This window comes from Acinetobacter sp. Ac_3412 (genome assembly GCF_013072675.1).
GTDB classification, from domain to species: Bacteria; Pseudomonadota; Gammaproteobacteria; order Pseudomonadales; family Moraxellaceae; genus Acinetobacter; species Acinetobacter higginsii.
This window is the reverse complement of record NZ_LXUJ01000001.1, coordinates 160,412-182,702: the sequence shown is the minus strand read 5'-3', so window position 1 is coordinate 182,702 and position 22,291 is coordinate 160,412. Positions and strand designations below refer to the sequence as shown.

Sequence of the window (22,291 nt, the reverse complement as noted above, 5' to 3'; positions counted from 1 at the left end):
CTGAGAAAACCAGTTGACTTAGTGATTTTCTGAAGCATGGTTGATGGTGTATTTAGGAATCTCGATTTCTAAATCTTCATCAACAATTTCAACTTGGCATGACAGACGAGAATCTGGTTCTAGGCCCCATGCACGGTCAAGCAAATCTGCTTCAACGTCATTCATTTCTTCAAGGCTGTCAAAGCCTTTGCGTACAACCACATGGCAGGTTGTACATGCAGCTGACATGTCGCAAGCATGCTCAATTTTAATGCCATTTTTTAATAAACTTTGGCATAAATTGGCGTTATGTTCGACTTCAAATTCTGCACCTTCAGGGCAAATTTGTGCATGAGGAAGAACTTTAATACGTGGCATATTGATCACCTATACCTTTAGTTTGAGTTTGACCAATCTTCAAGTTTCGTACCTTTTAAGGCATGGTCAATATGTCGGTTCATACGAAGCGCAGCAAAGGCATCACTATGAATTTTAAGTTGCTGAACGGCATGTTCAATCGCTGCCAGCTCATCTGTCTTAAGACGGGCTTTTAACGCTTCAGCAGCAAGAATTAAGTCGCGAGCCTGTTGCTGAGAGAGTAAATCAGTATCTGCTTTCAAGGCTTGCTCCAATGCTTCAAGCTCACGTTGTGCTTCAACCTTGGTCTCTTGCAAGTGACGAAGATGTTTATCTTCCTCGGCGTATTGGAAACCTTCAACCAATAAGCGCTCAGTATCTGCTGAAGATAGGCCGTAAGATGGTTTGATATCGATTTTCGCCTGAACACCAGAGGTGGTCTCTTTAGCTGAAACCGTCAATAAACCATCGGCATCGACTTGGAACGTTACTTCAATACGCGCTTGACCAGCAGTCATTGGTGGGATGCCATGTAATACAAAGCGGCCCAATGAACGGCAATGCTCAACCAGATCACGTTCACCTTGCACCACATGAATCAACATCGCGGTTTGGCCATCTTGATAAGTGGTAAATTCTTGACGGCGTGCAACAGGAATCGCTGTATTACGTGAAATCAGACGCTCAACCAAACCACCCATGGTCTCTAAACCAAGAGAGAGCGGGGTCACATCAAGTAATAATGAACCATCTTGACTATTCCCAATCAACTGATTGGCTGTAATTGACGCGCCAATCGCAACCACTTCATCTGGATTAATGGTGCAAAGAGGTTCACGTTCAAATAATTCACGTACCGCTTTTTGTACTGCGTAAGAGCGGGTAGAGCCACCAACAAGAACCACATGTTCAATGTCGTCAAGTTCAAGCTTAGCATCACGTAATACACGTTTGCACACGCTCATGGTTTTATCGAGTGCAACTTGAATAATCGATTCAAAAGTTGAACGATCTAAAGTCAGGCGATCATCCAATAGTTTTAATTCAGCAGAATCATGGTCTGTTAAATGTTCTTTGGCTTGACGTGCGGCCATGATGAAAACAGCGTATTCTTCATCACTTAAAGTATCGATATTGAGCTGTTTTTTCGCCCATTTTACGATTAAGCGATCAAGATCATCACCACCAAGGGCCGTGTGTCCACCTGTTGCAAGAACTTCAAATACACCTTGCGAAAAACGTAAAATCGAGACATCAAAAGTACCACCACCTAGATCGTAAATGACGTAGTTGCGGTCAGTACTGAGATTGGTGTCTTGGTCTAATCCATAAGCTACAGCAGCAGCGGTAGGTTCATTCAATAAACGTAAAACATTCAAACCTGCAAGCTGAGCAGCATCACGCGTGGCTTGACGTTGTGCTTCATCAAAATAAGCAGGAACGGTAATCACCGCACCATTTACCGGATTACTCAGGCTTGCTTCAGCACGATCTTTTAACTGTTTTAAAATTTCAGCAGAAATTTCGACTGGTGTTTTACGACCAGCAGCGGTTTCAAATGCCGGCATTTCATTTTCTGCACCTACGAGTGTGTAGGGATGCTGGAATTTGATATCTGCTTGTGATCGACCCATAAAGCGTTTTACTGAAACAACTGTATTTTTAGGATCAGTCAGCATAAAAGGTTTAGCTTCATAGCCAAACGTCGTTGCATCCTTTGCATAGTGAACAATAGACGGCAGTAATACTCGGTCTTTGTCATCTTGTAGAACTTTCGGTTTTCCCGATAGCACTGTCGCCACTAAAGAGTGGGTTGTCCCTAAGTCAATGCCGATCGCAATACGATGTTGATGCGGGGCAGTAGCTTGACCTGGTTCAGCAATTTGCAAAAGCGCCATGCGTGCGGTATCCCTTGAAAATAATCGGTAACAGCGGATTAAAAATCATCATCGAGGTCGAAGCTTTCTTCTTCGTCCAACATGCGATCTTCAGCTTTATCAATATCATTCATAACACGTTGGAAAAAACGTAATTTACGAACAGTATCACGTGCTTCTGCCCAGTCTTCGTCAGCAAAATCAATTTTAAATTCGCGAACTAAACCATCCATCCACTGTTGAATTTCAACTTTTAGTGTATTTAATTGCTCTGTAGATGTTGCTTCATCTAATTGTTCACGCATTTCGAGTGCAGATTGCAAAAATTCAAAATCACTAATGGATTGATCCAGATGATGATCTTGTTTTTTTAAGGCAAGCAGATACGCAGCACGACTGTCAACTTGTGAAAGTACTTTAAATGCTTGATTGATTTCGCTCGACTTGATCAATGCCTGATCTTTGTCAGTGGCTTTATCTGGGTGATATTGCTGTTGCAAACTTAAAAACTGTTTTTTTAAAGCTGCTAAATCTATATCGAGTGCTTCGGGTAATTGGAACAACTCAAAATGATTCATGGGAGATGAATTCCGCTATTGATAAATACGTTAAAACAGTGCGGAACACACTGTTTTGACGAAAAGAAAGAGGGGTGTTGCCAGTTAAACAGTAAATGATTCACCGCAACCACATTCACCTTTTTGATTTGGGTTGTTAAATTCAAAGCCTTCATTCAGACCATTTTTGACATAGTCCATCTCTAAACCATTGAGATAAACTAAGCTTTTCGGGTCAACAAAAACTTTAACGCCAAGTTGTTCAAATACTTGGTCATGCGTGTCAACATCATCGACAAACTCAAGTACATAAGCCAACCCAGAACAACCTGAAGTTTTCACACCAATACGAATGCCTTCGCCCTTACCACGATTTTGCAGGTAATTGCTGATGTGACTCGCAGCATTTTCAGTTAAATGGATCATGAAAACTCCAATGTTATTTCGTTCATCAATTAAGCTTTCGCTTTCTTGCCACGATAGTCTTCAATCGCAGCTTTAATTGCATCTTCAGCCAATACAGAGCAGTGTACTTTTACTGGTGGAAGTGCAAGCTCAGTCGCGATATCAATGTTTTTGATTGATTGAGCTTCATCAAGCGTTTTACCTTTTAACCATTCGGTTACAAGAGAACTTGATGCAATTGCAGAACCACAGCCATAAGTTTTGAAGCGAGCTTCTTCAATTACGCCATTGTCATCGACTTGAATTTGTAGACGCATTACGTCGCCACACGCTGGTGCACCGACCATACCTGTACCTACGTTTTCTGCATTTTTGTCTAAAACGCCAACATTACGAGGATTTTCGTAATGATCAATTACTTTTTCGCTATAAGCCATGTTGCTTCTCCAAACCTCGGGGTCAGCCTAATATTAATATGAGGGTAAAAACACGTTTTTCAATTGAGGGTTCAATGAATTAGTGTTCAGCCCATTCAACTGTTGAAAGGTCGATACCTTCTTTGTACATATCCCAAAGCGGAGAAAGTTCACGCAACTTCTCAACTGCAGCTTTGGTAATTGTTAACACGTGATCAATATCTGCTTCAGTTGTGTATTTACCAAAACTGAAACGGATTGAACTGTGTGCTAACTCATCAGATAAACCTAAAGCACGTAAAACGTATGAAGGCTCTAAAGTTGCAGATGTACATGCTGAACCGCTTGAAACAGCAACATCTTTCAGTGCCATCATCAGTGATTCACCTTCAACAAAGTTGAAGCTGACATTTAGATAGTTTGCAACGTTTTGTGTTGGGTGGCCATTCAAGAACACTTGTTCAAGGTCTTGTAAACCATTCCAAAGCTTGTCGCGTAATTTACGGATACGCTCTTGCTCTGCTTGCATCGTTTTGCCAGCAATTTCAAAAGCCTCACCCATACCAACAATTTGGTGTGTCGCTAAAGTACCAGAACGCATACCACGCTCATGACCACCACCGTGCATTTGTGCTTTTAAGCGAACACGTGGGCTACGGCGAACAAAAAGTGCACCAATACCTTTAGGGCCATAAATTTTGTGACCAGAGAAACTCATCAAGTCGACTTTCATGGTTGAAAGATCAATTTCAACTTTACCAGCTGCTTGAGCGGCATCGACATGGAAGAATGTTTTATTGGCACGAGTTAATTCACCAATTGCAGCAACGTCTGTTACGGTACCGATTTCATTGTTCACCATCATGAGTGATACAAGAATGGTATCAGGGCGTAAAGCTGCTTTAACCATTTCAGGTGTAATTAAACCTGTACGTGGTTCTGGTTCTAAATATGTAATTTCGAAACCTTGTTCTTCAAGCTCACGGCAAGGATCTAACACAGCTTTGTGTTCGATTTTACTTGTAATGATGTGTTTGCCTTTTGAGCCGTAGAATTGAGCAATCCCTTTTAATGCAAGGTTGTCAGATTCAGTCGCACCTGAAGTCCACACGATTTCACGAGGGTCTGCTTTGATTAAATTTGCAACTTGCTCACGCGCATACTCAGCTTTTTCTTCGGCTTGCCAACCATAAGCATGTGAACGTGACGCAGGGTTACCAAAAGTCCCTTCGAACGTTAAACACTCCACCATACGTTCTGCAACTTCAGGCAGTACAGGAGTGGTTGCTGCGTAATCAAGATAAATTGGACGTTTCATGTCAAATACCTGTAACCGATAGAAGGGCTGAATCTAAACTTGGTGAATTTTGGCGTAGAGCAACAGTTTGAACGTTGTCACGCGCAATTAAATCAGCAAGCGTGATTTTTGCGAGATAATCGGCAATATGGTGGGAGAGTTCTTGCCATAAGTCGTGCGTTAAACACATTGCACCATTCTGGCAGTTGCCTTTGTGGTCACAACGGGTTGCATCAACAGTTTCATTTACAGCTTCGATAATTTCTAGCACGGTGATTTCACTTGCAGTGCGCGCAAGGTGATAGCCACCATTTGCACCACGAACGCTTGAAACTAACCCATGACGTTTAAGTTTTGCGAATAACTGTTCTAAATAAGCGACTGAAATGGATTGGCGTGCTGCTATTTCCGCAAGCGTGATCGTTTGTTCAGTTGGCTGCAAAGCTAAATCAAGTAGAGCAGTCACTGCGTAACGACCGCGAGTTGTAAGACGCATGATTCGGTACACATGGTTAGACTAGATAGGTAAATTTTATGAATTCCGACTAAAATAGTCAAGTTTTAAATTGTCATTATCAGTGTGAAAAGTAAAATATATTGGAATTATTGTATCCACGTATTATAAACAAAAAAGGCAATGAAAATAAAGCTCAATACCGCAAAGCTGATATTAATCAAGCGCTGACGTTTTTGCAGGCGGTGAATACGGTTTTGATATTGTTTTACTTCAACCAACAACGTGTTGATTTCAGAGCGCTGCTGATCAATTTTATCTAAGAGTGGGGCAATGCGTTGCTGAGATGCAACGGCTTCAGCTTCATCATTAAATAGATTTAACCATTGTTTCCAGTTTGCCAGAATGCTGGAGAGCGTAAGGTGTGGAAGTAAATCTAAAAATTCTTCAGCGAGAACGGCATCACCAAGGATACGCATATTGGTAATGCTGCGCTGATTGTTAAACACAAAAATCTTAATCAGATCGATGAGTGTGCTATTAATCTCTAAATCGATGTTACGATCCAGTGCTTTCATATCGAACAACAAACCTTTTTCGGTAAATTGGATATAAAAGTCAAAGAACGGAATGTAGCTATTGATACGAATCGTCATCTTTTTATCGATGAGCTTTTTTGCTTGCAAGCGCAATCCCGCATCATGCGTAAGGACGAAGGAGAAAAAAGTTTCTAAAACAATGATGACAATGTTTAGCAACAAATGGGGGTGTTTATGTCTTTGTTGCGTATCACTCATAGATCTCTTTTTCCTTGCCAATAACGTTAAAACAATAAAATCTGTAAACTTTGAGTATCCTTACTCAATTGTTAAAAATAATTTACATGACTTTATTGCTTTGTAGAACAGTTTTTTAAAACGATCAAGTCTTAACTTTGATATTATAAAAACATTTTTATGGTTAAATACGACATACTGTTTGTAAAGAGCTTAGGAGTAATGGTCAATGGATAACTCAAACATAGAAAATCCTAACGAAGAAGCTGAAGTAAAAACTAAGCCAAAATCAAAGAGTTCTAAAAAATCTGCACTGGATTTCAAAAAATATACACAACAAATTTGGCTTGCTGGTTTGGGTGCTTTTTCACGTGCTGAAGAAGAAGGAAATAAATTGTTTGACTCACTGGTCAAGGTCGGTGAAGAGCTTGAGTCGAAAACAGTCGATTTCGCAGACAATACGGTTGGCAAGGTCACAGAGAAAGCCAAAGAGTCTGTAACAGATACCAAAGACAAAGTTGAAAAGATTTTAGATACGGGCGTAAATCACTCTTTGAATCGTATTGGCTTGGTGACGCCGAAGGATCTTCAGCATATCGAACAGCTTCTTGTGCAGTTGCATATCAAAGTGGATGCTTTGATTGAAGAAAATAACCAATTGAAGGCTAAATTGAATAAAAAGTAAAAAAAATGCTGGTAACTGGTCCGTTTATGTCGTTTTTCAGTATTTATTTTAATTAAAAGGTCTTTCTAGTATTGCGTTCTCCCCCAAAGCATTGCTATAAAGGCGTCATGGCCTTTTAAACTATAGCCTTGGATCTTAACAAACGATATTAAGAGGATATTTTTTATCATGAATAAATCAGAATTAATTGATGCGATTGCTGAAAAAGGGGGAGTGTCTAAATCGGATGCTGGTAAGGCACTCGATGCGACAATTGCATCAATCACTGAAGCACTTAAAAAAGGTGACACGGTTACTTTAGTTGGTTTCGGTACTTTCAGCGTGAAAGAACGTGCTGCTCGTACTGGTCGTAACCCTAAGACTGGTGAAGAACTTCAAATCAAAGCAAGCAAAGTACCTAGCTTCAAAGCTGGTAAGGGTTTAAAAGATTCGGTTGCGTAATCTTTTTAAATCAATAAACGCACCATTCAGGGTGCGTTTTTTATTTATTGAATGAAAAAGTTAATTTGATCTTTATTCTGCATTCATTCGTCTTTGTTTTTCAGTTAAAATTGCCCCGAAATAAAATATTGGAATTCTTATGGAATCGTTTCGTACTCTCATTAAGGGTTGGTTGGGTAAAGTCCTGCTCGTTTTGTTTTTGACCCCTTTAGCACTTGTAGGGATTGAAGGATATTTTAGTGGTAGCAATAAAGCAGACGTTGCGAAATCGGTAAACGGTCAAGATATTTCTAATAAAGAATTAGAAAGTGCAACCAAGAACTATAAAGACCAGTATTTGTCATTGGTCAAAGGTGATGAGTCTCTTTTAAATTTACCTGTCATTCAGGAAAAAGCATTGGATGCACTTGTTGCACGCAGTTTGTTGCAACAGCAAGCTGAAAAGTTAGGTATGACTTTAAGTGATGTACAGCTTGAGCAAATGTTAGCTCAGCAGCCAAGCTTCCAAGAAAATGGACAGTTTTCACAAAAATTATATGAAAACTATTTGCGTTCTGTAGGGATGACGAATCAGGCGTTGATTGCTAGCTTGCGTCAAGACCATGCGCTTAAAATGATTTCAACATCATTGATGGATTATGCATTGGTGAGCAAGTCTGATGTACAGCAGTTAGCTAATTTGCAAACGGAACAACGTACTTTGCATTTGGCAAGTATTAAGCTAGATGATTATAAAAAAGGCGTGACTGTATCGAATCAAGAAATTGCTGACTATTACAACAAGCATAAAAACGAGTTTAAGCAAGTTGCCAGTGTCGATGTTGATTATGTCGTACTTACACCAGCATTATTGCCGAAAGCAAACCTTGCGGTAACTGAAGCTGATTTACAGCAAGCTTATACTGCATTTGTGGACAAGCAACAAAAAGATGTAAAGCGTGAAGTTAAGCATATCTTAATTACCACAGATGCGCGTGATGACGCGGCTGCTCAAAAGCTTGCGAATGAAGTTTACGCTAAAATTCAAGCAGGTGAGTCATTTGCTCAAGCAGCAGCTCAGTACTCTGAAGACCCAAGCTCTAAAGCAAATGGCGGTTTAGTTGAAGCCTATGCACCTGGGGTATTCTCAGCTGACTTTGATAATGCGGTTACTGCATTGAAAAATGGCCAGATTTCTAAACCTGTTAAAACACAATATGGTTATCACATCATTGAAGCCAATGCACCAGTTGCCAATATTCCTTCATTTGAGGCTGAAAAAGCACGCTTAACGGCTGAGGTTGAAAAATCGAAAGCAGCGAATTTATTCAGTGATACAGTGAATAATTTAAACGAAATGGTTGTTGGTGGCGATTCACTTGATGTTGTTGCGCAAGAAGTAAAAGGTGCACGTATTGAATCTGCTGATGCTGTAACCTTAACAACCGATAATCCATATTTAAGTGATTTGAGCGTTAAAGCAAAATTGTTCAATGATGATGTAAAAAACGGTGATCGTAATGCATCTTCAAATATTCAAATGGCGAATGGTGATACGATTTGGATCAAAGTACGTAATTACCATGCAGCAGGTGTAAAACCTTTAAACGAGGCAACTGCTGATGTCAAAGCGAAAGTCATTGAAGCAAAAGCATACAAAGCTGCTCAAGCGAAAATTGCAGCAATCCTTGCTGACTTTAAAACTCAGCCAGCGGCTCAGGTGGTTGCTAAATCTCAAGTCACTTTTGAAAATGCAGGCACATTTGCTCGTTCACAAGGTTTAAAACGTCCTATTGAGCGTGCAGCATTTAGTATTCCTGCACCAAGCAAAGATGGTTTATGGTCTGCAACGACTGCCAAGTTGCCAAATGAATTAGTGATCGTTGCAGTTTCAAATGTGAATAGTAGCGTAGCAAGCACTTTACCAGCAGAACAGTTACAAGAGTTGAATAAGCTTTATCAACAGTTCCGTGGTCAGCAGGTCTTGGAAGACTATACTGAATACTTGAAATCACAAGCAAAGATCAAATAAGTTTGTTCTAAGCATAAAAAAGCCAGTTTAAACAAACTGGCTTTTTTATTGGAGGCGATAAACTATTTTTTCTGAATAAATTTAGCTTCTTCAGATTGTGGGTATTGGCTGAGCAGCTTGCTTTTATATTGATTTGCTAAAGCAGTGTTTTTGTCTACTTCTTTGGCAATACTATATAACTGATAAACTGCACGAGATGCTTTAGCAGAGTTTGGATAGCGTGTTGCTACAATATTATAGTTCTGTTTGGCAGCTTTATAATCTACAGGCTCAACGGCCAAGTAAAATTCAGCTAACCAAAAATATGCATTACCAACATAAATACCATTCGGATGGTTTTTAATGAAGTTTTGCATTGGTTGAATAGCTTTTTTTGCACCACCTTGTTTATAGGCATCAAGTGCAACAGTATAGGCTGCTTTTTCTAACTCAATTTGATTGGTGGTATTGCTGGTTGTTGCTGTATTGGGCTGTGGTGGTTGCTCGGCGGCTGATGCTTGTGGTTTCACAGGTGGTGTCTGTTGCTGTGCTGCGGGTGCTGTCGGTGCAATAACAGGTGCAGCCGTATCTGTGGCCGCGCCTGCCGCAGCTCCATCTTGAGCTTCAGGGTTATCTTCTGGTGGATCAATTTTTTGCGAAAGCAGTTCTAAGCGTTGATCAAGATCAGTATAGCGATTGGTGAGCTCTTTCTTTAATTGCTCGATCGCATTGTCATGTTCTTCAAGTTGACCACGTAACTTACGAATTTCTTCTTCAAGTTTTTGGTTCTTTTGCATGATTTCCCAGTTCAAGCTTGGGGAACCTGCAACAACATTATTGGCTTGTTGTTGGCTTAACGAGCGCGATTCAATAGGAACATTGGCATATAAATGTGCACTGCTGAGCAGGGCAATAAAAAGTACGGAATGCTTTTTTAGCATAAAAATTCATCCATAAGTTGAAATATAAAGCTGCGGTCGAACAAGTCTTCACCTTTTACTTGCAACACATCAGATATAGATTTTTGATTAAGCCATTAAAACAGCAACTCATTTAAATGCAATAAGCATTTACAATCTTCAAGCACTTTTGAAGGGAATTGGTTGGTTATTGTTTAATGTTTAAACATAATGAAAATAAATAGATAACAAATATATAGAGATTGATGAGGAATTAGGCAGTTGAGTTGAAAACTCACTGAAAAACAGAGACAAGGCTTGCAACTCGGATAAAAATCTCTATACTTTGTCAGGCAATGGTAGCCCTGCTGGTAGCTTCGCAATTGTACTCTACGAACCCCGCCAGGACCGGAAGGTAGCAACGGTAGTAGAACTATGATGTGCCGAAGTCATGCTGGTAGGGCTGCCACCATTTATTCTTCTTCGCTCGTTCGAGCAATCGCTTTCATAATTACCCCCATATCAAAACCACGATATTGTAAAAATCGAACTTGTTTAGCTTTGATTTTAGGGTCAGTTGAGACTTCTTCTCCAAATTTTTTGACCTTAAGCTGATAGGCTTGATCGAGCCAGTCTACTTCTTGAAGTTCTTCAGTAATCAGTTCTGCATCCAGTTGTTTTGCTTTTAATGCCTGTTTGATTCGTTGTAAACCTTTACCTTTTCTAATTTGGCTGGCAAGCGTCAGCTCAGCGACACGTTGGTCACTCTGATAGTTCTGTTGTGCTAATTCTTCGACAAGGTTGGCCACTTCATCTGGATTGATTGCATAGAGATTTAGTTTGCTGATTAATTCGGCTTTTGAATAATCACGACGCGTGAGCAGAGCAAAAGCATAGGAGCGTAATCGTTGCCCAGTCAGTGTTTTGGGTTTCTCTGTTTGATCTGAATTAAACATGCCTTCCTCATTAAAAAACGCCCCGAAGGGCGTTTCAGTTTAGATTTCTAGTAAATCTGGTTCTTCTTCAATCTCATTTTGAGCTGCTTCGTTTTTATTCTTGGTGAGAAGCTGTTCACGAATGATTTTTTCAATTTCTTGAGCCATTAATGGATTCTCTTCAAAATGACGAATCACATTATTTTTACCTTGCCCAATTTTATTACCTTGGTATGAATACCAAGCACCTGCTTTTTGAACGATATCTTGTTGAACGGCTAGATCAACGAGTTCGCCCAACTGGTTGGTACCTCGACCATACATGATCTGGAAGACCGCTTCTTTGAACGGAGGTGCCATCTTGTTTTTAACAACTTTAACGCGTGTTTCGTTACCTGTAATTTCATCGCCTTCTTTTACTGCACCGATACGACGAATATCTAAACGAACTGAAGCGTAGAATTTAAGCGCATTACCACCAGTCGTTGTTTCTGGGCTACCAAACATGACACCAATCTTCATACGGATTTGGTTAATGAAGATCACCATACAGTTCGAACGTTTTGCATTACCTGTGATTTTACGCAGTGCCTGACTCATCAAACGCGCTTGTAAGCCCATGTGTGAATCACCCATTTCGCCTTCAATTTCAGCTTTAGGCGTTAATGCAGCAACGGAGTCGACAACGATGAGATCAATTGCACCTGAACGAACCAACATGTCAGCAATTTCTAATGCCTGTTCACCGTGGTCGGGCTGTGAAACCAATAGGTTATCAATATCTACACCGAGTTTACGTGCATATTCAGGGTCTAAGGCATGTTCTGCATCGATAAATGCACATGTACCGCCATTCTTTTGACATTGTGCAATCGCTTGCAATGTCATGGTGGTTTTACCTGAAGATTCAGGACCGTAAATTTCAACAATACGACCCTTAGGTAATCCACCAATCCCTAATGCGATATCGAGTGTTAAAGAACCCGTAGAAACAGCTTCAACTGCTAATACAGTGTTATCACCTAAGCGCATCACGGTATTTTTACCAAATTGCTTTTCAATCTGACCTAAGGCAGCTTGTAGCGCTTTACTTTTATTATCATCCATCTCAAAACCTCAAAACTTTATTTCTTAACGACTAACCCAAGTGGATGTATTGAATCTCAACTTGTTGGGACTTGAGTATAGTGGCAGATTCTAGTTGTTTATTCTACATCTGATCTGTGTCTATGCGACACGAGATGACGCATCCAAAAATAGAAAATATTCATCCCGTCTATTCATCATGATAAGACCAGGATTCTACATTTTCTTGTTTAAAACGATTGATATCACGACGATCTTTTTTACTTGGTCGGTGATCGGGTCGGGCTAGATTATGCAATTTTCGTTGTGAGGCATGCAACTCTCTGCGGGTAATACTTTCTACTGTTTCTTCATAAAGCAGTTGCGCCATTGGTGCACCACCGCGGATGGCGGAAAGTGCTTTCACAACCACAGTTTTTTTATCGAGACCCTGTTGAATGGTGAGTTCCATTCCAACACGCACATCTCTAGAAACTTTGACGCGATCATTGTTGTGATGGACTTTGCCACCTTCAATCGCAGCTTTGGCAATTGAGCGTGTTTTAAAAAAACGAGCCGCCCAAAGCCATTTATCAATGCGCATGGCATCCATGCTTTCTGCTTCATGCTGTTTTGGCATCTGCTACCTGTTGGTTGGTTTCAAGATAATCAAAAAGTTCGGTTAAATGATCAAGTGCAGGGTATGGCAGCTCAGTTGCGGCTTTCGCAGCTTTGCTACTAGACGGCTGTAGAATACTGAATAACTGGCAGATACCAAAGTCTTCTGCACCTTTGAGCACGGCAACTGTATCGTCAATAAATACTGCTTGTGCGGGATCAAATGGGTGCAATTGTTGTAGCTTTTGCCAAAAAGCAACTTCTTCTTTGGCATGCCCGAGTTCTTCGCTACTGATCATAAGTTCAAAGTAGGGGCTCAGTTCTACATTTTCAAGTTTGAGTTGTAAGCCTGCACGATCTGCATTGGTCAGTAACCAACAGCGATAACCTTGGGCATTGAGTTGCTGCAGGAGTTGATGGCAGCCGACGCGAGCACGAATTTTTTCGCGATGCTCGTATTGCAGTTGTAATACATCAACTCCAACTTTAGCCGTCCAGTACGCCGAAGAATACCAAGATAGTGTATGCTTGTGTTGTTGGTAGAATTGAAACAGTGTTTGTTGGCTTTGCTCCAGCGTACATTGATGTACTTGAGCGTGTCGTTCAGGCAAACAATGATTCCAAATAAAATCATCAAAGGCTAAATCGAGTAAGGTGCCATCCATGTCAAACATGGCGATTGGTTGCTGCTGTAAATCTGAATATGACATAAGGTTGGTCTATGTTTATTAAAACGCTTGCTCCACAAGATCAGTTAATTTCACAACTTGTTCCGATCATGGTGCAGGCAAGTCAAATATTGTTGGAAGAATACCAAAGTTATTGTGCTGGTTGCGAGTTTAATATTCAGGAAAAAAGCGATGATTCGCCTGTAACGCAGGCTGATTTAAAGGTAAATCACTTTTTATTAAAGCACTTAGCGACAGTGACGCCTGAATTACCTGTGTTATCAGAAGAGAGTGATTACTCTGCTCGAGCGGCATGGCAGCGTTGTTGGATGCTAGATCCACTGGATGGGACTAAAGAGTTTATTCATGAGCGTGACGAGTTCACGATTAATCTGAGTTTGATTGACGGTCACCAGACCATATTTGCGATTATTGCTGTGCCATGCGAGCAGGTGATGTACATCGGACATACCTCGCAATTACCGTATAAATATAGTTTTAGTCGACAAGAGTGGTTCCAATATCAGCTTGAAGAGCATGATATGGTGGCTCCGTTGCAAATCGGTTTGAGCCATAACAGTAAAAATCCAAAATATAAAAACTTTATCGAGCCAATCTTACAAAATCGTAAGGTAGAGCGTCGTGAAGCAGGCAGTGCTTACAAGTTTTGTATGATGCTTGAAGGTGAAATTGACATTTATCCTCGGTTCCATCCAACCTCAGAATGGGATACGAGTTCAGGACAAGCCTTGTTAGAAAGTATTGGAGGTGGTCTGATGACCTTGGATCAAAAGCCCTTCCTCTATAATCAGCGCGAGACCGTATTGAATGGCGGCTTTATCGCTTATCGAGATCAGCATTGCAAAAATATTGCATATGATGCGCTCAGTCGTTCTGGCATTTTAGATTGAGTGTTATCTGGCTCATGCTATAGTGAGTTAAATTAAAGCCTGTATGTGAATATGACTCTGCATTTATTGCCTAAAAGTATGTTTGAAGCAATTGACTTACTGCCAGATGCTTCTACTCCTGTAACTTTGTTTACGCGCCACTCTTTACGTGAGTTGGTGAATGGGCAAGGTTTGGCAGGTTATGATTTGCAGTTGACTGAACAAGGTCGGGATTTGGCTTATGCTTGGGGGCAATATTTAATTCAAAATACCGATCGGGCGATTCAACATTGTATTTCCAGCCCGATTCAGCGCTGTGTGGATACTGCTGCTTTGATGATTGAAGGCGCTGATGAAACACGTAAAGTCGTTAATACCCATCAAATTGAAATTGTTGAGCAGCGTTTGTTGGTTGAACCGGGCAGCTTTGTTTTGGACATACAGCAGGCAGCGCCTTATTTTCGTAAACAGGGCGCATTAGGGTTTATTAATAGTTTTGTGAATAATGCCTTGCCGGGGATGAAACATCCCATTACGGGCGTATTTGATGTATTGGAATTGCTTTATCATACCCATCCTACACAACAGAATGGTTTAAGCTTGGCAGTAAGTCATGACACGATTCTTGCTGCAATTGTTGCGGTGATTTCAGGTAAGAATCAAATTGAACAAACGGATTGGCCAGACATGATGGAAGGTTTGTTTGTATGGTTTGAGGGTGATGATTTTGCGGAAAGTCAATTAAAATGGATTTGGCGTGGTGAGCGACAAGCGTTAGAAATAAAGCAGTTTTTGAATCGCTAGTTCTAATTGATAATAAAAATGTTGCTTTGAAATATTAAAATCAAATCGGATAATAACTCACTAATCAAGGGCATTAGACTGCTGTTGATGTGAATCCAAACCGATCATTTGGATTCAAATATCGACATGATTGAATTAAAGTCTGATTAACCACATTTTCCAATTTTTTGTCCTTCGATATTGCTGAGGTTTGCTTGCAACTTGGTTGAGGCTGAGCAGTGAATATTCCCTGAAATTATTGACTTATCTAAACTTAATATTGTCGCAGCTTGTGCAATATGTATATCACCACTGACACTTGAGTTAATTAATTTGATTGCTTTTGCTTGGTTAGCTTGAATGCTGCCTTGGATAGACGAGCTATTTAAAATCAAACTGCCACCTTTCCCGATATTTACATCGCCTTCAATTGACGAATTGTTGAGTGTGCAATTTGCACCTGCGGGAACAGTGAGAGCACTGACCGTATTGTTCTCGATCGTATTTGTGCAGCTTGCAGCAAAACTGAGACTACTGCATGAAAAAAGTGCGACTGCGATGATAAACTTCCCATTCTTATTCATTTGGCTCTCCAGTTTTTGTAGATTGATTGTTGCTCAAAACTTAAATTTAAATGAATTCTATATGCCTGAAATAGGTAGTTTGAGTGAGGGAAGTGTAGTGCTGTTGGTGGAGTTATGTTCAATTTGGAAACGTAAATAAAATTGAATTAGATTAAAAGTGTAATAAATCCAGTATTTCTTGTTTTTACGATAAATTAATTTCCCTTCCTGCTATTTAAGTTGATAGTATATATAAATACATGATTTATATTAACTTTAACTAATTAACTTAATTTGTCATTAACGATAATTTATCAAGTTTTTCTTGGGGAAGTGTGATGCAATTACAACTTAAACATTTAACGGTTTGTTTGTTATCGGCCATGCTCGTCGCTTGCGGTGGTGGTGGTGCAGATCATTCAAATGCAACAAATAATACCGAGCCGCCAAAAAATGATCATGGTACTGGAGGGAATACCAATCCTACGCCAGGTGATGGAACCAATGAGTTACCGGGTGATGGGACGCCTGAGACACCAAATAATGGCTCAGGAATTACTGTGCCAGAACTACCAAATGGCGGCGGTAATACTGGTTCAGGTGGTGTAACACCAGAAGTTCCGAATACTGGCAATAATGGTTCGGGAACGACAACACCTGAAACACCGAATAATGGTAATAACAGTTCAGGAACGACAACACCTGAAACGCCAAATGGTGGTAATACTGGTTCAGGTGGTGTAACACCAGAAGTGCCTAATACTGGCAATAATGGTTCAGAAAATACAAAACCTGAAACACCGAACAATGGTAATAATGGTTCGGATAACACGACACCAGAAACACCGAGCCAAGGTGGAGGCGGAAATACAGAAACACCATCTATTCCACCTGTGGTAGAAAATTATCCAGAACCTCGTAAAAATATAATAGATGAATCGGTGCTTGGTTTTTATGATTACGATAAGCTTGGACTGCCACGTCTACTGCGTAATGATCTAAATGGCAGTTTTGCTGCGATGTTGCAATTTGCACAAAGTCATGTGGTCAATCCTAAGAATAATGAAAAAGACTCAATGCCGCGTCTAACCACAGAAAAAGATGCCTTGTTGTTGGTGACACCATTGGCAGAAATGGGTGATTTACAGAAGCTACAAGTCGAAATTTATCAAGGCAATCAACTACTCAGAACGGTTAAATTGAAAGAGCCGTCAAGAATTGCAGCCTCTGATCAATCCAATACTGATGGGCGTCCGCCTGTGAGTTACTCTAAAAGAGCATGGACGGTTGCCTTAAAATGGAATGAAATTCGTGCCGGTTTACATCTCCGCGTGGTTGATCCACTGAATAATCGTAGCGGTGATTTAACTTCCGACAATATTGATTTGGCTGCACCGGGTGAATTGGTGGTGCAAAATATCCGTTTGGGCTTATTAACGGACCCGCCGAAGTCAACAGGCCACTATATGTTGCTTGAACCTGCCAAAGCGGGGACAGATTATTTTCAGACCATTCCTGCTGCACGTATGATTGTGACCAAATATGAGGATTTAAAGCTGAATAAAGTCATGGTCGCAAGTGGTGTGATCTACGACTCGGCAAGTGCAACCACGGGTGATGTTTATAGTGGTGATATGCGTGAAAACACGGCTAAATCGACTTTTGGTGTGGGGATTAATTTAGCCAATTGGGGTATCACCAGTGCTTCAATGGCGAGCCAAGAACAGCCACAAATTACGCAAAGTGTGGTGGCGCATTATGCACGCGGCAAATACAGCAACGGTGAGGCAACTCATGGTCTCAGTGGCGGGAATGGTATGCTGACCTTGATTGACTCTGTAGGTAATGAGTTTAGTCATGAGATTGGTCATCATTATGGATTGGGGCATTATCCTGGTTCTGTCGGGGATAATATGTTCTGGGCAGCGCATCATGCTGATAGTGGCTGGGGCTATATTGCGTTTAGAAATAAAATGCGCGGTAATCTCAATTGGACTACCACTAATTTAGGTGATGGTGCAAATGGTGTACCGAATTTTCTGAATAAATATGCCTATGGTTGGGATGCGATGTCTGGTGGTGCGACGGCAAGTAGCATTTCTAAATATACTCATTACACCGGCTATAGTACCTATTTAAAAATTCAGCCTGCATTTGATCGTTATGTTTGGGATGCAACTTCTCCAACGGGTTATAAAAAATGGAATGCCACTACTCGGATGATGGAGGTTGCTCAGCCTAAAACACCAAACTCAAGTAATGTTTGGTATAACCGTGCTGATGGTAATTACTTGAAACCAAAAATGTTTGGTGTGCCAGTCTATACGATTTTGGGGGGATATGATCCAGAGGCGCAGGTTGGCTTGGTTTATCCTGCTGCGAAAGGGAATTGGGGTAATGTATTTGATCTACCACAAGCCAATCCGAATGCAGTAACAGCAAGTTGTTGGCTGAATGTGCAGTTTGCCAGTACGAGTCAAAATATTGCTTTAGCACCACAACGAATGAACTCGAATAGCAACGCCAATAAATTCCATGTCAACCTTGCGCAAAGTGAAGCACCGCAGCAAGTGAATTTGTATTGTAAAAAGGCCAATCAAGCAGCAGTGCTACTTTCAAGTACATCTATTCCTGTGAGTACAGTGGCTCTAGCACCTGCAGTTGAAATTGGTAAAGAAGCAGAATACTCAGCTCTTAGAGCGATTGAGTTGCCTCAATTAGAGCAGGCCTTAGTCGAGAATAAAAACAAGCCAGTTGTAAATCTTTCGACGGATGCAAAGTTACTATTTGATTCATATAGAACCTTTAAAGATCAACTATCACCTGATGCTCAGAATGAGATGGTACGTTATACCCAGCAGCAAATTAAGCTTTATCGACTCAATCGCTGGATCAATGTATATCGTTCGGATTTGACCAATTTAAATGCCGATGCATTAACTGCATTCCATGCTTTTGTTGAAAAGTTAGAACTCAAAGGTGATTTGAATTTTGCATCAAGCACCAGTTTATTAAACAGAACCAATTGTTTAAAAGCTGAGAAGTTGGCGAATGGTGATTTAAATGCATTTATTAGTGGATCAACAGGCTGTGTCGGTAATGACTCAGAGAAATGGATTTATGATGCATTGGGTAAAATCCATAATAAGCAATATATAGATCAGTGTTTAACGACTACAGCTGGTAATGTTATCAATCTGATAGCTTGTAGCAGTGCAAGTAGTCAAGTGTGGGAGCTTGATACAACTGCGCAGGCGATTAAGCAATCGAATCAGTGCTTTGATTTGGAGGGTGGCTACTTAACCAATAATCGTGCGCGTTTAATTCGCTATCGTTGTACCAGTGGTGCCAATCAAAAATGGACGATTCCGGTCGTAAATAACAGCCTCATTCTTGCTGGTTTGTCTGCAAAGAATCTGGTATTGGCGACTAAGCTTTTACAAGCTAGTCCTTAATGATTTGGGTATTTTATCTCAACGTCATAAGTTGATGATATGAAGTCCTTCGGGACTTCATATTTTTTTATGCAGAGTATTTTCTTAGAAAGTTGAAAAAAATAATAAAAGTGCACTTTTAAAATGTAGAAATTTTCGTCATGATAGGCTTATAAAAAGAGAAACTTGACGCATAATTGGATAAAAAGATGTTATTAAACACGATTTACTTATGGGAGCCTGAGGTTTTTACAGGTAAAGTCCCTTCGGAAGATGATTCACATCAAGTTGCTTTTGAACTGCATCAACAATATCGCCATATCTCTAGTCATGGTAGAACTTTGCAAGCATGGTTGAACTTATTTAGCAACAAGATTTGTGATCCGCAATACCAATCTTATTTTTCTGAACAGACGCAACAATGGGTGCAAGGGATTAAGACTAAGTTCGCTCAAGGGTTATGTGCCAGTGTGCAAGTAGATGTTCTAGCAAATGAAGCACAAAATGATGCGGTCTATCGGGTCTTTTATGAGGCCGCGCATGAAACAGGAATTGGCTTCTATGAGTCAAATTATAATGTGTGGGGAGTGGGTGAGTTACAATCCCCTGAAAATGCGGTTTCAAATATGTTGCAGCCATATTTGTTAGAACCTTTAAAAATCAAAGTGACTGAACCAATTTCTGAGCCTAAAAAGCAATTAAATCATTTTCAAATACCACAAAGCATGCCTGAAGCGGAACAATTGATTAGTCAATGGTTTGAGCAGCAAAGTTATGCCCAGCATTTAAAGTTGGATGTATTTAATGTTGCACATGATTTTATTTCAAATTGGGGCAATATTGGACGGCCTGAATTGGCGTTGGATGCAGGATATCGATGCTTTTTACTGACCCAAAAGCAGCTTGGTATTTTCTATCAGTTGAAAATGGTGCTTAGGAAATTAACAGTCAGTCCAATGCTGTCTTTTGCGATGGATTTTACGGATCGTTTTATTCCTGATCAATTGCAAGAGCAGTTGCCTGAACGCCTGATTTTTCGTCTACGTTCAATGGATGTGCATAAAAATACGGGGCAAAAAAATAATGTAGAACCGAGTTTTGCGTTGATGGGACGCTGGGATACACAAACGGATATTCAGGATTTCTTTACTAACTTGGATGCTTATATCAATTTTATTTTTTCAAATCTAGGGCAAGGTCGGTTAGAAGTATTACAGGCATGGGCTTACGGTGATATGCCAGTAGATATTAAAATCGATTTGGATTTTCGCTTTGAGTTGATGATGATTGCATTAAGCCAAGATCAGTTGTATTTGCAAGAACGCTATCAACAGCATAAGGCCTTGTTGATGCAGAGCAATGCCCGAGCGAGCGATTTGGGCTTGTTGGAGGAGAGTTATACATTATGCCAGAAGCTGCTCAAGATCGTGACAGAGGCGGGAACAGGCTTACAGCCTTATGTGAAAAATTAAAGGCAATAAAAAAGCCCGAAAAATTCGGGCTTTTTTATGTGCATCAAATTAGTTAGCTAATGCTTTAACTTGAGCGTTCAAGCGGCTCTTATGACGAGCAGCTTTATTTTTGTGGATGATGCCTTTATCAGCCATACGGTCGATTACAGGTACAGCTGTTTTATAAGCTTCTGTAGCAACAGCATAATCACCAGCAGCAATCGCATTTACAGTACGTTTGATATAAGTACGAACCATAGAACGTAAGCTTGCGTTGTGTTTACGTGCTTTAACGTTTTGACGAGCACGTTTTTTAGCTTGAGCAGAGTTTGCCACTCGTGCACTCCTTGAAAATAAGTTGGTCTGGGCGGGCTGAAGTTAAAACCAATAAAACATTAGCAACATTCACCAGCCCGTAAACAAGTGCCATATTTTGAGGAAACTAAGCCGCGAAGTCAAGTCTTGTGATACTTTTAAGTACATTTAACAGGTGAAAACTGTGCAAGAAAACGTTACATTAGCCTTAAATATTGATTGGAATAAATAAAAATGAAAATAGGTGATAAAAAGGCAATCGTCATCGGTGCTACAGGTTTGGTTGGTCAAGCACTCATTGATGAGTTACAACATTCGGATGACTTCAATGCGATTACCGTTGTTGTCAGAAAAAAATCAGATACATTAAAAACTTACAGTAAAGTTAATCAGCTTGTTTTAGAGGATTTCTTATTACTCAATGATGAAGATGTGAGTACTTATACACATGCATTCAGTTGCTTGGGAAGCACCATAAAACAAGCAGGATCGAAAGAGGCATTTTATGCGATTGATTATGAAATCAATGCCCATTTTGCTGATTTAGTTCAAGATAAAAATATTCATTTATTAGTCGTGAGCGCGTTGGGAGCGAATGCTAATTCACCAGTTTTCTATAATAAAGTAAAAGGTGAGCTGGAAAACTACCTCAAAAGCCTGTCAATTTATAAGCTATCGATCTTCCAGCCGTCACTATTAATTGGTAAACGAAGTGAAGTGCGGGTATTGGAAGATATGGCTCAAACGATTTTTAAGCTCGTTGAAAAGACATGGACCAGACCGTTTAAACTTAAACCTGTAACGGCTGAGCAATTGGCGCATACTATGTTGCTTGCAGCACAAACGCAGACAGCTGCATTCAAACTCTATGACAATTTAAGCATACAACAAAGCAAATAATGGAGAATTTCAGTGACAACGATCCCTTTCGTAACGTGTGATTTGTTAGATGATAATCCTGAAAAAGACCTACAAGTGGTAATACCCTCACTCGATGGTAAATTCTTTAAAAGTTATGGTGCACGTAAGACCTTTGGTGGGCAAGTGGTCACTGTAAAGTGTTTTGAAGATAACTCTCGTGTGAAAGAGCTTTTGGCAACTGATGGTACTGGCAAAGTCTTGGTTGTAGATGGTGGTGCTTCAATGCGTTGCGCGTTGATGGGAGATTTGATTGCGGAGTCTGCGGTAAAGCATCACTGGAATGGCGTGGTGATCTATGGTTGCGTACGTGATGTCGATGCGATTGCAGAATTGGATTTAGGCGTACATGCATTGGCTGCAATCCCGCAAAAAAGTAATCGTAAAGGCATAGGTGAAGTCGATATCACATTGTATTTTGGCAGTGTGACGATCAATTCTGGTGATTATCTCTATGCAGATAATAACGGTATTGTGATTGCAAAAGAAAAATTAGTCGATTGCTAAAAGGATAGCGT

At 40.3% G+C, this 22,291-nt stretch carries 24 protein-coding genes and 1 other RNA gene; 10 read left to right on the top strand and 15 right to left on the bottom strand.

The features are described from left to right. Nucleotides 1-18 precede the first annotated feature (18 nt). From fdx to A7P54_RS00865, 8 genes are all read right to left on the bottom strand, one after another. Nucleotides 19-357 carry an ISC system 2Fe-2S type ferredoxin gene (fdx, locus tag A7P54_RS00900; RefSeq protein WP_004652975.1) on the bottom strand — a complete coding sequence of 113 codons (339 nt, stop codon included), beginning with the start codon at nucleotides 355-357 and terminating at the stop codon, nucleotides 19-21. A 17-nt stretch (nucleotides 358-374) separates the two neighbouring features. After that, nucleotides 375-2,234, bottom strand: coding sequence for a Fe-S protein assembly chaperone HscA (hscA, locus tag A7P54_RS00895; protein WP_171548364.1), 1,860 nt, complete (start codon nucleotides 2,232-2,234; stop codon nucleotides 375-377). A gap of 38 nt (nucleotides 2,235-2,272) precedes the next feature. Further along, nucleotides 2,273-2,791 (bottom strand): Fe-S protein assembly co-chaperone HscB, encoded by a 519-nt coding sequence (hscB, locus tag A7P54_RS00890; RefSeq protein WP_171548363.1) that lies wholly within the window; start codon nucleotides 2,789-2,791, stop codon nucleotides 2,273-2,275. A gap of 84 nt (nucleotides 2,792-2,875) precedes the next feature. Next, nucleotides 2,876-3,196 (bottom strand): iron-sulfur cluster assembly protein IscA, encoded by a 321-nt coding sequence (iscA, locus tag A7P54_RS00885; protein ID WP_004807977.1) that lies wholly within the window; start codon nucleotides 3,194-3,196, stop codon nucleotides 2,876-2,878. 29 nt (nucleotides 3,197-3,225) lie between these two features. Further along, on the bottom strand, nucleotides 3,226-3,612 hold the full coding sequence (gene iscU / locus A7P54_RS00880) for a Fe-S cluster assembly scaffold IscU (protein ID WP_004652980.1): 387 nt from the start codon (nucleotides 3,610-3,612) through the stop codon (nucleotides 3,226-3,228). A gap of 79 nt (nucleotides 3,613-3,691) precedes the next feature. Then, nucleotides 3,692-4,909 carry an IscS subfamily cysteine desulfurase gene (locus tag A7P54_RS00875; RefSeq protein ID WP_004807975.1) on the bottom strand — a complete coding sequence of 406 codons (1,218 nt, stop codon included), beginning with the start codon at nucleotides 4,907-4,909 and terminating at the stop codon, nucleotides 3,692-3,694. 1 nt (nucleotide 4,910) lies between these two features. Continuing rightward, on the bottom strand, nucleotides 4,911-5,384 hold the full coding sequence (locus A7P54_RS00870) for an Rrf2 family transcriptional regulator (protein WP_004807972.1): 474 nt from the start codon (nucleotides 5,382-5,384) through the stop codon (nucleotides 4,911-4,913). 107 nt (nucleotides 5,385-5,491) lie between these two features. Beyond that, nucleotides 5,492-6,139, bottom strand: a complete 648-nt coding sequence (locus tag A7P54_RS00865) for a hypothetical protein (protein WP_004807970.1) — start codon at nucleotides 6,137-6,139, stop codon at nucleotides 5,492-5,494. A 208-nt stretch (nucleotides 6,140-6,347) separates the two neighbouring features. On the opposite strand from A7P54_RS00865, the gene A7P54_RS00860 reads away from it, so the two are divergent. The 3 genes from A7P54_RS00860 (at nucleotide 6,348) to A7P54_RS00850 (ending at nucleotide 9,255) form a co-directional block, all read left to right on the top strand. Further along, a complete protein-coding gene (locus A7P54_RS00860) occupies nucleotides 6,348-6,803 on the top strand; it encodes a phasin family protein (protein WP_004807968.1) in 456 nt (151 codons plus the stop codon). Nucleotides 6,804-6,971: 168 nt separating this feature from the next. Continuing rightward, on the top strand, nucleotides 6,972-7,244 hold the full coding sequence (locus A7P54_RS00855) for an HU family DNA-binding protein (RefSeq protein WP_004639426.1): 273 nt from the start codon (nucleotides 6,972-6,974) through the stop codon (nucleotides 7,242-7,244). A gap of 139 nt (nucleotides 7,245-7,383) precedes the next feature. Then, nucleotides 7,384-9,255: a SurA N-terminal domain-containing protein gene (locus A7P54_RS00850; protein WP_171548362.1), complete on the top strand. Its 1,872-nt coding sequence runs from the start codon at nucleotides 7,384-7,386 to the stop codon at nucleotides 9,253-9,255. Nucleotides 9,256-9,317: 62 nt separating this feature from the next. Here A7P54_RS00850 and A7P54_RS00845 read toward each other — a convergent pair whose 3' ends face one another. After that, nucleotides 9,318-10,175 carry a YbgF trimerization domain-containing protein gene (locus A7P54_RS00845; RefSeq protein WP_171548361.1) on the bottom strand — a complete coding sequence of 286 codons (858 nt, stop codon included), beginning with the start codon at nucleotides 10,173-10,175 and terminating at the stop codon, nucleotides 9,318-9,320. A gap of 324 nt (nucleotides 10,176-10,499) precedes the next feature. Between A7P54_RS00845 and ffs the strand changes: the two genes are divergently transcribed. Beyond that, an RNA gene (gene ffs / locus A7P54_RS00840) (signal recognition particle sRNA small type) lies at nucleotides 10,500-10,596 on the top strand. Between the two features lie 10 nt (nucleotides 10,597-10,606). Here ffs and A7P54_RS00835 read toward each other — a convergent pair. The 4 genes from A7P54_RS00835 to A7P54_RS00820 form a co-directional block, all read right to left on the bottom strand. Next, nucleotides 10,607-11,089, bottom strand: a complete 483-nt coding sequence (locus tag A7P54_RS00835; RefSeq protein WP_171548360.1) for a regulatory protein RecX — start codon at nucleotides 11,087-11,089, stop codon at nucleotides 10,607-10,609. 39 nt (nucleotides 11,090-11,128) lie between these two features. Next, on the bottom strand, nucleotides 11,129-12,175 hold the full coding sequence (recA, locus tag A7P54_RS00830) for a recombinase RecA (protein WP_004807961.1): 1,047 nt from the start codon (nucleotides 12,173-12,175) through the stop codon (nucleotides 11,129-11,131). Between the two features lie 169 nt (nucleotides 12,176-12,344). Continuing rightward, entirely contained in the window at nucleotides 12,345-12,773 is a 429-nt protein-coding gene (locus A7P54_RS00825; protein WP_171548359.1) for a S4 domain-containing protein, read from the bottom strand. Then, nucleotides 12,757-13,461 (bottom strand): HAD-IA family hydrolase, encoded by a 705-nt coding sequence (locus tag A7P54_RS00820; RefSeq protein WP_171548358.1) that lies wholly within the window; start codon nucleotides 13,459-13,461, stop codon nucleotides 12,757-12,759. Before A7P54_RS00820 ends, A7P54_RS00825 begins: the two co-directional genes overlap by 17 nt. 11 nt (nucleotides 13,462-13,472) lie before the next feature. Here A7P54_RS00820 and A7P54_RS00815 point away from each other — a divergent pair, with 11 nt between their 5' ends. After that, on the top strand, nucleotides 13,473-14,330 hold the full coding sequence (locus A7P54_RS00815; RefSeq protein WP_171548357.1) for a 3'(2'),5'-bisphosphate nucleotidase CysQ: 858 nt from the start codon (nucleotides 13,473-13,475) through the stop codon (nucleotides 14,328-14,330). Between the two features lie 51 nt (nucleotides 14,331-14,381). Beyond that, on the top strand, nucleotides 14,382-15,113 hold the full coding sequence (locus A7P54_RS00810; RefSeq protein WP_171548356.1) for a phosphoglycerate mutase family protein: 732 nt from the start codon (nucleotides 14,382-14,384) through the stop codon (nucleotides 15,111-15,113). A gap of 146 nt (nucleotides 15,114-15,259) precedes the next feature. Here the strand turns inward: A7P54_RS00810 and A7P54_RS00805 are convergent, their stop codons facing one another. Beyond that, nucleotides 15,260-15,676 (bottom strand): hypothetical protein, encoded by a 417-nt coding sequence (locus A7P54_RS00805; RefSeq protein WP_171548355.1) that lies wholly within the window; start codon nucleotides 15,674-15,676, stop codon nucleotides 15,260-15,262. 317 nt (nucleotides 15,677-15,993) lie between these two features. Between A7P54_RS00805 and A7P54_RS00800 the strand changes: the two genes are divergently transcribed. Both A7P54_RS00800 and A7P54_RS00795 read left to right on the top strand, forming a co-directional pair. After that, the gene (locus tag A7P54_RS00800) at nucleotides 15,994-19,110 is read left to right on the top strand and encodes a M66 family metalloprotease (RefSeq protein ID WP_171548354.1); all 3,117 of its coding nucleotides are present in this window, start codon (nucleotides 15,994-15,996) and stop codon (nucleotides 19,108-19,110) included. 188 nt (nucleotides 19,111-19,298) lie between these two features. After that, complete coding sequence (locus A7P54_RS00795) at nucleotides 19,299-20,561, top strand: hypothetical protein (RefSeq protein ID WP_171548353.1); 1,263 nt, start codon at nucleotides 19,299-19,301, stop codon at nucleotides 20,559-20,561. A 48-nt stretch (nucleotides 20,562-20,609) separates the two neighbouring features. Here A7P54_RS00795 and rpsT read toward each other — a convergent pair whose 3' ends face one another. Then, complete coding sequence (rpsT, locus tag A7P54_RS00790) at nucleotides 20,610-20,876, bottom strand: 30S ribosomal protein S20 (protein WP_004807943.1); 267 nt, start codon at nucleotides 20,874-20,876, stop codon at nucleotides 20,610-20,612. Nucleotides 20,877-21,089: 213 nt separating this feature from the next. Here rpsT and A7P54_RS00785 point away from each other — a divergent pair, with 213 nt between their 5' ends. Continuing rightward, entirely contained in the window at nucleotides 21,090-21,755 is a 666-nt protein-coding gene (locus A7P54_RS00785; protein ID WP_171548352.1) for an NAD(P)H-binding protein, read from the top strand. A gap of 12 nt (nucleotides 21,756-21,767) precedes the next feature. Next, the gene (gene rraA / locus A7P54_RS00780) at nucleotides 21,768-22,280 is read left to right on the top strand and encodes a ribonuclease E activity regulator RraA (protein WP_005189586.1); all 513 of its coding nucleotides are present in this window, start codon (nucleotides 21,768-21,770) and stop codon (nucleotides 22,278-22,280) included. Nucleotides 22,281-22,291: the final 11 nt, after the last annotated feature.